The 13,809-nt window shown below is 49.6% G+C and carries 9 protein-coding genes; 1 reads left to right on the top strand and 8 read right to left on the bottom strand.

Going from position 1 to position 13,809, the window contains the following annotated elements; genetic code table 11:
* Positions 1–76: 76 nt before the first annotated feature.
* The 6 genes from AB1S56_RS08440 to AB1S56_RS08415 form a co-directional block, all read right to left on the bottom strand.
* Positions 77–922, bottom strand: a complete 846-nt coding sequence (locus tag AB1S56_RS08440) for a carbohydrate ABC transporter permease (RefSeq protein WP_340872831.1) — start codon at positions 920–922, stop codon at positions 77–79.
* 17 nt (positions 923–939) lie between these two features.
* Entirely contained in the window at positions 940–1,773 is an 834-nt protein-coding gene (locus AB1S56_RS08435; protein ID WP_340872832.1) for a sugar ABC transporter permease, read from the bottom strand.
* A 141-nt stretch (positions 1,774–1,914) separates the two neighbouring features.
* Positions 1,915–2,601: a glycerophosphodiester phosphodiesterase gene (locus tag AB1S56_RS08430; protein ID WP_340872833.1), complete on the bottom strand. Its 687-nt coding sequence runs from the start codon at positions 2,599–2,601 to the stop codon at positions 1,915–1,917.
* Complete coding sequence (locus AB1S56_RS08425; RefSeq protein ID WP_340872835.1) at positions 2,583–3,629, bottom strand: CehA/McbA family metallohydrolase; 1,047 nt, start codon at positions 3,627–3,629, stop codon at positions 2,583–2,585. The genes AB1S56_RS08430 and AB1S56_RS08425 overlap by 19 nt, the downstream gene beginning before the upstream one ends.
* Positions 3,610–4,092 carry a hypothetical protein gene (locus tag AB1S56_RS08420; protein WP_340872836.1) on the bottom strand — a complete coding sequence of 161 codons (483 nt, stop codon included), beginning with the start codon at positions 4,090–4,092 and terminating at the stop codon, positions 3,610–3,612. The genes AB1S56_RS08425 and AB1S56_RS08420 overlap by 20 nt, the downstream gene beginning before the upstream one ends.
* A 364-nt stretch (positions 4,093–4,456) precedes the next feature.
* A complete protein-coding gene (locus AB1S56_RS08415; RefSeq protein ID WP_340873812.1) occupies positions 4,457–5,794 on the bottom strand; it encodes an IS1380 family transposase in 1,338 nt (445 codons plus the stop codon).
* Between the two features lie 191 nt (positions 5,795–5,985).
* Here AB1S56_RS08415 and AB1S56_RS08410 point away from each other — a divergent pair, with 191 nt between their 5' ends.
* Positions 5,986–6,996 carry a LacI family DNA-binding transcriptional regulator gene (locus tag AB1S56_RS08410; protein WP_340872692.1) on the top strand — a complete coding sequence of 337 codons (1,011 nt, stop codon included), beginning with the start codon at positions 5,986–5,988 and terminating at the stop codon, positions 6,994–6,996.
* Here AB1S56_RS08410 and AB1S56_RS08405 read toward each other — a convergent pair.
* Together AB1S56_RS08405 and AB1S56_RS08400 are read right to left on the bottom strand one after the other, a co-directional pair.
* On the bottom strand, positions 6,993–7,964 hold the full coding sequence (locus AB1S56_RS08405) for an aldose 1-epimerase (protein WP_340872693.1): 972 nt from the start codon (positions 7,962–7,964) through the stop codon (positions 6,993–6,995). The genes AB1S56_RS08410 and AB1S56_RS08405 overlap by 4 nt on opposite strands.
* Positions 7,965–8,251: 287 nt before the next feature.
* Positions 8,252–13,783: an S-layer homology domain-containing protein gene (locus tag AB1S56_RS08400; protein ID WP_340872694.1), complete on the bottom strand. Its 5,532-nt coding sequence runs from the start codon at positions 13,781–13,783 to the stop codon at positions 8,252–8,254.
* Positions 13,784–13,809: the final 26 nt, after the last annotated feature.

The raw sequence follows: 13,809 nt of genomic DNA, 5'->3' as shown, positions 1-13,809 counted from the left end.
GGCACTACAGCTGTTCTCTTAATCTGGCTTCTCTCTCTATTCTGTCTCTCTCTATTCTGTTTCTCTCCCTATCCTATCACTCTCCCTTCAGACCGCTTAATGCCACGCTCCGAATAATATATTTCTGGAAAAAGATAAACACTAGAAGAATCGGCATAATACTCATGGCAGTCAGGGCCATCGTAACACCCGCAAGTCTGTCCCCGTTCTCTGCCGAGAAGCTGGATAAAAACAAAGGAACTGTCTTGAGATGTTGATCGTTAATGACAACGAGCGGCCATATAAATGAATTCCAGCTCTCCTGAAAGGCAAGGATGGCAAGTGTGGCCGTAATGGGACCCGTTAAGGGCACAAAGATAAAGAAATACGTCTTGAATTCGCCTGCCCCATCCATCTTGGCAGATTCTCTCAGACCTTCGGGCAGCTGATCGAAATATTGCTTGGCCAGGACAAGCCCCAAGGCATCAATAATGGATGGCAAGATTAGAGGATATTTGGTATTTATAAGACCCAGGTCATTAAACATGGTAAACATTGGAATGAGTCTAGTCTCGAATGGAATCATCATTGTGGCAAGCACAGCGATATAAAGGATTCGCTTGCCCTTAAAGCTGCCTCGCGAGAACGCGTAGCCCCCCAGCAAAGCCGAGGCGATACTCATCGCAACATGAACACAGGCAAGAAAAGTTGAATTTCCATAGGCCAAGAACAGAGCATTATTCTCGAACACCAGACCATAGTTGAACCATGAGAACAACTCCGGTATGAAGCGCGGTGGGAAGGGCAGCGCTACGTTGGCTGTTCTCTCCAGACTGACGCTAATCATCCAGAGAAACGGGTAAATCATTATACATCCAATAGCCGCCAGCAGAATCGTAATCACGGCTTTGGTCGCTGCATCTCTTTTGGTAGAGCTAAGCATAGATTATGACCTGCCTTCTATATTTTCATTCGGAGGAGCTTTATGTTGAAATAGGTGAAGACGAGAATAACGAGGAACAATATATAGGCGGCTGCCGAAGCTATGCCGTATTCATTGCCGCCAAAGCCCCTCTCAAATATAAAGCCGACCACTGTGTGGAGTGAGCGCGCAGGGCTGCCCTGCAAGCCACCCAGCATGAAGACGTCTGCAAAACGTTGAAGGCCGCCGATCCAGCCCAGTATGCAAAGAAGAGCCAGACTGCCTAGCATGTTGGGTATCGTAATGAACCACCACTGCTGCAATCGTGTAGCACCGTCAATAGATGAGGCCTCGTAATATTCAATTGGGATTGCCTGTAAATTCGCAAGACATATAATAATAACGAAGCCTAACCAATGCCATACGGATAGAATGATAGCGCCCCACTTGGCGGAAACGGGCTGGGAGAGCCACACCACCTTCTCCATGCCAAGCAGCTCCAGGGCATAATTCAGAGGACCGTCGGGATGAAGAATCGCAACAAAGACGGTTGCCGCCGCCACCATCGAGGTGGTATTGGGAATATAGAACAGCACCTTGAAGAAATGGCTTGAACGACGCAGGCTATTAATGAGGCAAGCAAGTACAAACCCCAAAGGAATAGCAAATATTAACTGAAAGATTGTAATGTATAAGGTATTGTAGACCGCATACCAGAACGTATCTGAGGTAAGCACATCGGTATAATTGTCCGTCCCAACGAAACGCTCCTCGACACCTCTGGTAAAGCTGAGACGAAGTGATTCAAGCAGCGGGTATACGGTGAAGAACAGTATGCCGAGCAGTGTCGGGAGCAAAAACACGTACCACACGGCATATGATTCTCGTCTTGCAGCTATAAGCCGCTTCTCTGGGACCCTTGTTCTTGCATTGCTTACATTCACTAGAGACATATTGGATGGACGGGGCAGCCCCGTCCTCCCTCCTTTTCTACCAAGAAATGATTATCCATATTAACGTTTGCTCCAGACCGAGGGGTTAAGGAGTGATACCGCATCAACACCCATGTCTAGATAGCCTGCTATTAACTCTGTATCGTCCGGCAATGTATAGATCCAGACCATAAGCCGATGTTGTCTCCGATGTTGTCTCGCTTGACGAATCAGGGATGCGCGACAGGAGACGTAATGGGCATTCATGCCGGTAAAGCCACTTTTCACTGCTTCCTCGCAATATCGACTTACTTCCGCTTCATACTTGTCATCTGCCATTTCCATAGACAGATGGGGGAGGTTCCAGACGACATGCTTGGCATGCTCGCTTCCGGCAAGATGGTCCGTAACGCCGGTGAAGTATACCTGATGCCACGCATTCAGCTTATTCACAACCGGGACTGTCGCCCGATAGGCATCCTTTGTCTTCAAGTCCAGATTGAACGCAGCCTCTCTTGCCTGGAACAGCATGAGCACTTCCTCCAGCTTGACAGCTGTACCATTCCCTGCAGCAATCCATTCGTCATAAGTATAGGCGCCAACATCCGGCTCATCATCATGATAAAGCGCCGCGACGCCGTCCTTCGTTGAACGAACATCCACTTCCAGTATCTCAGCTCCGGCTTTATAGCCTGCCTCGCAAGAGGCGATTGAGTTGTACGGAGTACCCTCGCAGCCTGTATGAGCAATTATTCGATAGTTTTGCATCCATTCATCTCCTCTTCTGCGTTTTCACTCTTCGGCATTCTAATATAGATGGGGTTTGTAAAGACAAGGGTTGTAAATACCTCTTGCATGACCCCCATCGCTTTTGCTCGCAACCAACGTATTCCTTCCAATTCGATTTGCTGCTGTAAATGCGTCTGCTCTTGGTCCCACACTTGATCCAGCAGAATACCGTTATTGGATTCAACAACTACTCTTGTCACCAATAGCTCATTCCCGTAAGGAATACACAATTCAGACCTGACAATACAAATTTGAAGTGTAACGGTCATCTCTGAATCTTCATGAATAGGAATCTCATCACCCACGCGGTATCTGCTAGCTCCTACAACAGCTTCCATTAGGAGCAGTGGTCCCATGCTGGGCATGCATCGACCTTGGGCGATGGCGTGCACCACCGACTCTGCAGCACAGTTCTCCCAGCCCTCAGGTAATTCAATATAAGTTACGGCTGGCCGTTCGTTATGAACCGCAGAATGATGCCAATCACGGCCTGCTGTAGCTGTAATTCGGTAGCCCTGATCCAACAATGCTGTCCATTTCTGCATAGCTTGTCTATTATGGCGCTTAAGGGAAGGGTTCAGCTCATGCCATACCTCCATATAATCTACATCGTTCCAGTTCTCTACTTCATATTCCCAGTGGCATCCCGTACAGATCGGGCTGCCCATTCTATATGGATGAGCAATCCCTACAATGCCGCCTGCCTGATGCACCCTGCTAATACCCTTATGTATATCCTTGGGCCCAAGGTCACGCCAGTCGCAATAAGGCGCTCCTATCGTCAGCATGTGTCCATAGAAGGTTGTCCATTCCATTCCCGGCAGGATGACAACACCCGTTTCCTCCTGGACTGCTCTTGCTTCCGACATGCCCGACATCGTGTTGTGATCAGTAAGTGCAATTCCCTGAATACCTAATCTCCTCGCTTCAAGACACATCTCCAGCAGTGTATGCTTCCCGTCGCTGTGGGGCGTATGGGTATGCAGCTCAAACGGTATCCATTTCATACAGCTGAGATCCTCCCCTTATTATTAGTTGATAAGAGCACTCCGGGGTGATTACACAATGCACACTGATTGTAATTCTCCATAGCCCTTCTGGAAGCTCTCCATTGATGAACCCCGGAGAAGATGCCAAGCCCGCAATTTTATACTTCTGCTCAGGTGAATGGCGATGCGCTGAACCTCGGAATCCGTTCGGATCATCTACGGATAAGGTTAATAAGTTTTGCAGAGGTGTATAACGTTCCCATTGCTGCTTCTGCAGCTCTGCATGAGATGGTTCATTGTATCTCTCGATAGCCTCGATAATCAGAGATTGTGCGGCCTCCTGATCCACCAACACCTTGGGACTATACCTGAACTCTAGCTCCAGAGAAGCAAGCTGGCCGATGATTGGAAGTTGATAAGTGATATGTGTCTTGGAGCTGAGAGGCGTTAAAGTACCCCCTGCAACTAACAGCTCATTCATTCTAACAATCTCCTTTTACTGCAAATTGATTTATGGTATCGTTACCATACGGGCGACATGATCATTCTATTGGACTTTTGTTAATTCTATTGACGTTTTTTCTTTATTAATTGTAAACAATTGTATTTGTTTGAATTTATCCATTAAAAAAGTTAGCCCTGAATCCGTGACAGCTTAGGTCCCCTACCTCCTAGGCAGTCCGTATTTTGGAAAACAGGCGTAGAAGATTGTGTATCTTACAACATTCCCATCTTCGGATTCAAACAAGAAGCGCTTTTCACAGGAAGCAAGGCATGCGAAATAAACCTCCTTTTTTACAGGGGGGAGGCGACTGGTGGCTGTGCTTGCGTTTCATTCACAATAATCAGGCAAATGCCTGGTAGATTCGACGAACGGTTTGGAACCATGGACTGTAACGGCCGAAATTGAAGGACGTTTGTCGGGCATGGCGGCTGACTCTAGCTGCGATGTAGATGATGTTCTGAATGACAGTTCGGATACGACGGCGCCCGACGCCTCCACGAATCGGTGCATCATCTTGACGTAAGCTTTCTTGTCCCATGATGCGAAGCAGGTTATAGGCGAATACGCCAGCGTGCAGGACTAGCTCATTCGTATCGAACTTGCCTGCCGGCAATCGCTCCAAATCTAGATCGGTCTTAAGCTCACTATGAAATTGCTCGCTTGTGCCATGATCGCGATAAAGCTCAATGACACGCCATGGCGAGCAAGTCAGAGATGTCCAGTAAACGTTCACTTCCACATCTGGAAACATGAGCACCTGCCCATCCCGATCGATCGTACGCACGATGACTTGGAACACTTGACGCAGGTTACAATCGAAGTCTTTCTGTGGAAATGTAATCGCGCCGATGTAGGTGGTCTTCCCAGGGCGTTGCTCACAAGATATCCCTTTGTCTTCGGCTACTCGCAGCCAGCTTTCTTTGGAAGCGCCGCGAAGATTGACTTTAATGATGTAGTCAACATCTTTCTCCGCGTGGCAAACTTGCAAGTTTTCAAGACTATCGTGAGCAGAATCCATACGGACGAGTAGACGATCACTTGTAATGCGACGAGCGTAATGAATCGTTTCCCGAAGGAAATCAGCACCATCTTTCTGGCTGTGTGTACTACCTTCACGCAATTGAAGATTTACGCCATACCCTTCTCGGCCCAAATAGGCAAAGATGGGGGCATATCCAAATGTTCCTTTGTACGTGAGGGAGACACCTTCTTTTTTCGTGCCGGAGTTATCGAACGGCGAAACGTCAATGTCCAGCGGTATGACCGTATGCTCGCCTGCGTCAAGTCCAGTTACCGGGGCATTGAGGTTTCGGATGAGGTCGGCAGATTCCTGCAACAGAATGTCATTCCAATTGGCATCTATTGTTTGTGCAGCGGCATCCAGTCGCTGACGGAGCGTAGGGCTTGAAGGCACTTTGCGAATACCCAGGCATGTTTGAAACACCGTATCTTTGCGAAAAGGCTCGATGTGGTCGAAATCGCTTTTACCTTGGCAGAGCAGACCAAGATAGCTTTTCATGACTTCGCCGTTCCCGTGGATCGGATTCTCCATTCCTTTAACGGCTGAGCGATTAAGACGCTGAGACAACTGTGTATGGGAAAGCAGCGCACCGACCGCAGCCAAGCCTGCATGCGTTGTTAAGAGGATTTCCTTAGATTGGGTGAATTGGATCTTCATATTCAGCACCTCGTTGGTGAAAGTAGATAATAAGCGATTATCTTTAATTTTCGACTTCAGAGATGCATTTTCCTTTAAATATCTCGGTTTTTATAAACTTTGTATCACGGATTCAGGTTAGCCTCTAGTTGACAGGCTGCGGAGTACTGTCCTATTTTTAAGGGAACAGCATCGAGTGAAAGGGGAATGTTATGAGAGCAAGTATTAAGGATGTTGCGCAACGGGCGGGGGTTTCGGTAACGAGCGTATCGCGGGTATTAAACGGTGAAAAATATGTTAGCGAGGCTTTGCTGGAGAAGGTGAATCGCGCAATCGAGGAGCTGGATTATTCGCCAAGCCATATTGCCCGCAGCTTGAAGACACATAGAACGAACACCATTGGCATTATTGTGCCGGATATAACCAATCACTTCTTCTCAACCATTCTACGGAGTATTGAAGAAACGGCCAGCGCCCTGGGTTATACTCTGCTCGTTGGCAATATTGCAGAAAATCTGGAGAAGGAAATGAAATATTTGCAAATTTTTAAGGAGATGCGAATAGACGGCATCATTATTATGCATCAGAAATTTAATGACGAAATCATTACGTTCTTCAATAATGCCAACATGCCCATTCTGTTCTCGAGTATTAACGCACCGTCTAATGCCCACCTGTCCGTTCGAATTGACGATTATAGAGCCGCTTTCGACGCAACGGAGTATCTCATTCGGATGGGGCATACCAAAATTGCTTATTTTAGCGGGGACTTGCAGGATATAGCTGCCGGCCGTAATCGTTACAGCGGCTATCTGGGTGCATTGCAGGAGCATGGTATTAAGCGCAATGAAAGCTTCATTAAATTGGGTGATTACAAGCTTTCCTCCGGACGCAGGCTTATGGAAGAGCTCCTGCGCCAGGAGGAGCTGCCGACTGTTATCTTTGCCGCTACGGATGATATGGCGGTTGGTGCGCTTAATGGCGCTCTGGATCACGGACTGCGCGTTCCTGATGACATCTCCATTATCGGCTTCGACGGCAGTGCGGTTGCTGAGATTGTTCGTCCATCCATAACCTCCATGCAGCAGCCAATGGACGAGCTCGGCAGGAAATCAGTTGAGTATATTCACCAGCTGATTGTCCATCCAGATTTGATCATTCAAGAGGACATTATCCTGCAGCATTGGCTAGTGGAACGCGAGAGCTTCAAGCCAAGAGCTTAAGATGACTCCTCCACCCACATACAAGTCTCGAACGTCACACGCTCGCCAGGAGCGAGGCCTCTTGCTCCCGTCATCTCCGGGGGATAAGGCAGATTGAAGGCGTCAGTCAGACAGGAGTATGGCTCCAGACAGATCGACTCCGACCAATTGGGACGGAAAATAAGCAAATAGGGGAAGGTGTTGCCGATGGAATAGGCGATCGTATAGCCTTCTTCTATCATCCGCAGCCGGCAGATACGCTCCTCACCCTCCTGAAGCTCCACCATAGCTGAGCCAAGAGGAGCAATACGATTCAGCGGAAGCCCTCCGCGCAGCTCTCCCGCACGTTCGGTATCGGCTGGGGCACCCTCAATGAAGGTGAAGCTTGAGATTGGCCATTCCTTGGCCGCCGGAGCTTGCAACAGGGCTTGTTCGCCTGGCAGATTGAAGTAAGGATGAAGGCCGAAGGCGAACGGTGCCTCGTCCTCGCCCTCATTGACGATGGCGCCGTCCAGTCGGAGACGTCCACCCAGCAGGGATATGGTCACGTTGAATATGAGAGGATGCGGGAAGTAAGCCAGCATATCCTCATGATCGGAATACCGAAACCGAAGCACAACATAAGCCCCTTGTTCTTCCGTTCCTCCCCATTCCACGGCCTCCCAGCTTCTTCGCGCCAGCTCGCCATGCAGATGGCGGTCCGGCTGCTCATTGATAGGCAGCTGGTAAGGTCTTCCCTTGAACGTAAAGCTTCCGCCTGGCACGCGATTTGGCGGGAATAGCAGGGGGGTGCCGTACATGAATTCATTCCCTCTCAAATCATGAATAGAGCCCGGCGCAGCTAACAGCTCTCGCCCAGATGAATGAAACCGAATTAGATTCCCGCCAATCTCCGGCACAAGCTGCGCACAATCTCCACGCTCTGTATCCCGCAGCTCGACAACCGAATACCCATCCTGGACTTTACAAATAACCTCATATGGATTCATACTTCCTCGCCCTCTCTTCCCAATCTCTTCCTAACATGCAAGAGACCTCCATAAAGAGGTCTCTCCAAAAAATAACTCACTAATAATCTAAGTTCAAATAGTAATCTAAGTTCAAAAAGTTCGGTTTTCAGCACCGAGAAGATGGAACGAAAGTAGAAACTGAGGAGCGGAACGTAGTGGAGCTACGTGAGCACCGGAAGTTTCGCTTGCGTTCCATATTCGATGTCGAATAGACTTCCCGGTATACTTCGTGATCAAAATTGGACTTTTTGAACAACGTCTACTGATTAGATTAAGTTAGATTGCTCCAGAAGTCTACTAACAACCTCCGCGACTTCCGCTCTTGTGATAGCTGCTTTCGGAGCAAGCACTTGCTCGCTTCTGCCCAGCACGAGACCTGCCTTAATGCTGGCTGCAATACCGCTCTTGGCGTAGGCTGCCGCCTCGTCGCCATCCTTGAAACTGGACAGCAGCTCATCCGCTTCTATCATCTCGGCTGCAGAATCAAGTCCCGTGAGCGCCATAGCTCGTTCCATGATGCTCATAACCTGTTCACGCGTGATGACAGCATGAGGCCTGAATTCACCACTCTCATAGCCGTTAATCAAGCCATACGCTGTCGCCGTATTGAGATAGGCTTCATACCAGCTGCCTTGGGCAACATCGGAATACGCCGACTCTCCTGCCTCTGCCTGAAGTCCCAGAGCTCTTACCAGGATCGCGGCAAACTCGGCGCGGGTGATGGAGCGATCCGGCTCAAAGCGGTTGCCGTCAACCCCAGCTATGATTAATCTGGAGCCTAAGTCATTTACAGCCTGCTCCGCCCAATGACCGGATACATCCTGGAAAGCCACAGGATTCCAGATCACCGCGTAGGTGCTGTTCGTCAAGCTATTCATCACAGCATAATAGCTGCCATTCTGTCCCACCACTTTAGTTGGTATCCCTCTAACGGTTCCATCCTCTTCCACTACTACCCCCGTGGTGATCTCATTGGGATACACGCCTTCCGGAATAAGGATCGTTCTTTCCACGAAGGAGTTGAATGTGCTAATTTCTTTTGTCTGATCCTCGTAAGTGTAGGTAATATGGAACTCTACAGGAGCGGCCACTACCGTAAATCCGTCTTGCTCAGCCGACTGCTCCAGCGCCTGCCGGGTTTCTTCATCGGCTTGACTGATTCTTACATTGATAATCAGGTCCTCCAGCGACACATCAGAGCCAAGCTCCTTGATCATATGATCCATTTGAAGCTCCTCAAGAGGAAGCTTATAGGAGTTAGCGGCTGTTCGAAGCTCAAGCACCACATTTTTATGCTGCAGATCCTTAACGATTGCCCCATTAAGCTTGCCATTCACAACAGGGGAGCCGCTCTCGTCAGGAATGGTAAGAACAGCATTATTCGCTATAGTGCTCAGACTATTCTTAAGCAGCTGCTGGTCGACCGTAATCGTTGTCACCTTGCGCCCCGCCTCGGTCGCGGTAACCGCGCTTGCTATTTTGTCCAGCTTCTTGCCATTCACGAGAACCTCAGCGCTCGGTGCTGGCGGAGCTGTTGGACCCGGCACATGAATGATTGGCGGAGGCGGAGACGGAGGCGCAGCCTGCTCCAGCACAGTTACTGTAATAGCCTTGGTTGCGCTTGCCGCTCCAATAGTAACGGTAGCAGTCAGCGTCACAACCTGATTCCCGCTTCCATGCTGAGGTCGAACCACCGTCCCGTTAGCCGACACTGTCGCAGGATGGCTGGAAGCCCATGCCACGGTTGCTCCATGAAGGCCAGCAGACGGCAATACAATAGCTCCTGTTACGGCTTGCGCTGTGTCTCCCTCCGCGAATGTTAACGAGGCTGCCGACAACGTATCGGCCGCTTCGGCTGCCAGCTGCTCATCTGTTGGCTGGACCGGCCCGCTGCCTATCATCATATTATCGATAGCAAGCTTCGCATGTCCCACGGTTACAGCTGTAGGCTCAAATACATACAAGCGAATAGATTTCAGCTTAGTGGTGTCAATTGCCGCCGTTCTTGCGAAATAGCCGTCTGCCAGCCAGCTGGCCGCAGATACGCCAAATTGGGATATCGTAAGCGTTCGTGCTTGATTGGGCGCTATGGCAAAATAATAAATGCCTCTATTCCCCTGAACATCGGCAACCTCCACGCGAAGCTGGGCTCCTGTGCTCACGAGATTCGCAACATCCAATTGAAGCGGCTTGCTGCCCAAGCTCCAGCCCTCCTCCGGCGCAGTGAAGTCTATGCTGCCTGAATATTTGCCGCTCGTATCCCAGCTGTATGCGGTGAAGGTAGTAAACTCCGTATTTAATGCTTTGCTGCCATGTGTCGCGCCTTGTTCCGATCGGGAAGCGGTAATCCCTTGGCCGCTAGCCGCGTAGACAACTTCTTCTTGATCCTCGAAGGATAGGAACACACCGTTTGGATTAACAGGACCTGGCCCGGGATCCGATACACGGCCAATAACTATATTATCAAAGGCCAGCGCTGCATTCGTAACAGGAGCAGCCGTTGGAGAAAAGACATACAATCGAATATTTTTAATATTCTCCGTATCAATTGCAGCGCTTCTCGGGAAATTGCCGTCCGCTAGCCATGTGCCGCCCGCAACGCCGAAATCGGCAATGCTGATGCTCCTCGAAGCATCTGCTCCGAGCGTAAAATAATAAGTGCCTTTTACGTCCGAAGTGTCCGTAATTTCCACTCGCAGCTGCGTCGCGTAGCTTCTTAAATTCTTGACATCGAAGGTAAATGGGGCAGTTCCCAGGCTCCAGCCTTCCTCCGGCGCCGCAAAATCAAGGCTGCCTGAGTAGGTGCCTGTTGTATCCCAAGCGTAGGATGTGAAGGTCGTAAACTCCGCTTGAAGCGCCTTGCTGCCGTCCGTTGCGCCTTGCGTGCCTGTCGATGCCGTAACAGCATTTACATTGTGGGTATAAGCTGCCGTTTCTCCGTCCTCGAAGGAGAATTTGGCCCCTCGACTGCCGCTAGGCGACGATTTGGTCTTCGTATACTGATCAAAAATCCCAGCCGCCTTGGCTAGGTCTGCCAAAGCTTCTGTCACTTCAGCATTTGTCGCTAAGGCATCCTGTGCAACAATCTCAGCTTTGGTTACTTCAATATTGAGCGTGTCTCGGTACTGCTTTTTCACCCAGCTCTTGCCTGGCTCAACCTCATTGCCTGTGGACGAAATGATAGTCGACGTAAGCTTCGACTTAGCGTCCGCAATAGGACCAGCAAGCGCACTTGTAGCGACGCCTGTTGGAGCCGACTGCTCGTGGTACTCGATGATTTGTACGCTTGTGATATATCCATCTTCATCCGGGAGCGATATTTCAATGGTATTGCTCGCCAGAAGCTTGCTGGTATCCAGCTCAAATTCAGTAAAGGTCAACAGGTTGCCAGGCTTATTCGTGTAAGCCAAATCCTTGCTAAAGCTTTGCATATTGGCCGTATCACTAGGATTTACAACCACTTGCATGTCCTCCGCAAACCCGCTGCCCGTCTTGCCGAAGCCAATACGGAGAGTCGCTTTGGCGAGATTCGCAGGCCTTGCTTGAACCGTAAATGAGGCCGGCGCATTCACGCTCGTCGGCACAAGCTCCTGAGGCGCATATGCAAATTCTCTCTCCCACGTCTTGGTGAACGCTGGATTGGAATCCAGCGTAATCTCGAATACGCTCATTTCCTGAACGCGCATGTACACATTGTCCAGATCTGTGACATTCTCTTCCTCATAGGTCAGCTCGCCCTTCTCCAGGAAGAAATGCTTGCGCGTTACGCCTGCAATATCGGCGTCGCCCGCGAACACATTCAGATCCAGGTTAACGCGCTGCGAGTTCAGATTGTGAACAGCGACATACACCTTGTCATTGTAGCGAACCGCATTTGTGAAGACACGCTCTTGATCCGCTTCAGCAGGAAGGAACGCGCCGCGGTAATCCTTCCACATATCCAGATAAGCTTCCATTGGCGTCATTTCTTCCAATAATCCATTCTGTGCCTCATTATATTTGTAGAACGTACCCGTGGAGTTGGGGCGCCAGTTAATAATAGGATACAAGTAAGGAACCAGCATTCCGATTGTATCGGAATAATTGATGAAACGCAGCATGTAGCCGTTGAAGGCAACTAATTTCTGGAAGTAGTCCGCGTCGCTTCCCGCCGTATTATAGGTTCCTTCTTCTGTAATGTAAATCGGCTTCACGTTATCTGTATTCACCATGTGCGCATTGAGCAGATCCAGCACTGCTTCCATTCGTCCGCTCAGGAAGCCATCCGAGTTGTTTTCTCTGTCATGGATGAAAAGGTTGGCATTTTCATAGAAGTGATGCGAATACCAATCCAGTGAATCCTTTGTATCATCCATAAATTTCAGCTGCGCACGCGCTTCATTGAAATCATTTTTCTCCAGATACATGAATGCGCTTGACGGTCCGCCGACCAACACATCCGGATTTAAAGCCTTTACCTCTTCAGACACTTTGTTGTGGAACTCCGACAAGTAACTCCACGCTTGCTCCGGCTCCGATTGGAAGAACCACCATTCCTGCGGAATCGTTGATTCGTTTTTAACCTCCACATATTTGGGACCCAGCCCGTCAAATCTGGTATCGATGCTCTTGATCAGCTTGGCTGACGCATCGGCAGCAGCATCGAAGTTGGCGCGGGACGGTGTGCCGAAATGCTCCGATTGTCCGGAATTAGGGGATTCCCACATCCACCTCGGCCAGCCGTCCAGCGTCAGGACATAATCCTTGCCGATCGATGGATACAGACCTTCGAATTTGTCGATGGCAGGCTGACTCTTGGCATAAACCTGGTTCGTCGCCGTAAAGTCTGCATATCCAGGGCGCGTCGAATCCTCCTTGAGACCCGCCCAGCTGGTCATCAGTGTGTAATGAAAGGCGCCGCGACCGGGAGTAAAGCCGTAATCATGAGTCGTTCTGTGATACGCCTCGTCCAGCACCGTAAATTCGCCCCCGGCTTGCTCTAAGCCGATCGGCCCGCTGTTCACATGATAACGCTTGAACACTTCCTCGGGCAGCTTGTTCACGCCGTCCATGCTTAAATTGGTCAGCGCATCTACATCAACGGAGACGTCCAGTATAGCCATGTCTCCTCCAAGAACGGTCCATGCGGAAGTATCAAACTCCAGCGGAACGCCTTCTTCTTCCCAGTGATAGACGCTTCGCAGCGTTCCGTTCCCGACGATTTTCATCTTGTAGCCTTCGTAGATAATATCGCCGTTCGTATCCTTAATTAGCCAAGGATGGGTGATCCCCTCCGTTGGGTTGTCTTCCTGGAAGCCCATCTTCGTATAGTTGGTATATAGCCCGGTTATACGGTCATTCCAGCCACCGTTCTGGAATACGGTCCATTCTGTTTCCACATCATTGGGGTCAATCACATAAAGCTTCATCGTCTGCGCAACGGAGCCCTCAAAGCGCACATCACTGAACAGACGCCACACTTTTGCATTCCTTGCAGGAATATCAAGCGTTACTTCGCCATTAATCTGCAAAAACTGTCCATCTGGGTACTGCAGGAAGTTAATGCGCTGAATTCGGCTTTCGTTATTAATACTGTTGAAGTACGCCACTGCTTGATTGCCGAATTGATTCCTATAATGCTCAGCAACGGCTGGAATCGTATCGAAATCTGCCTTGTCCGTTCGAATATTTACAGGAAGCTCGTCGCTTGCCTCATCTGCATAACTAACCCCCCCTGCACCTGTGAGACAAGATACGGTCAGTACAGCCGCACTCAAAAAGACGGTCAACCATCGTTTAATCCCTGAATACGCTTTCAAAATGAATGCACCATCCCTTCTATTCA

This window comes from Paenibacillus sp. PL2-23 (assembly GCF_040834005.1).
GTDB lineage: Bacteria > Bacillota > Bacilli > Paenibacillales > Paenibacillaceae > Pristimantibacillus.
The sequence above is the reverse complement of the archived record's forward strand: the minus strand, read 5'-3'. Positions and strand labels throughout refer to the sequence as shown.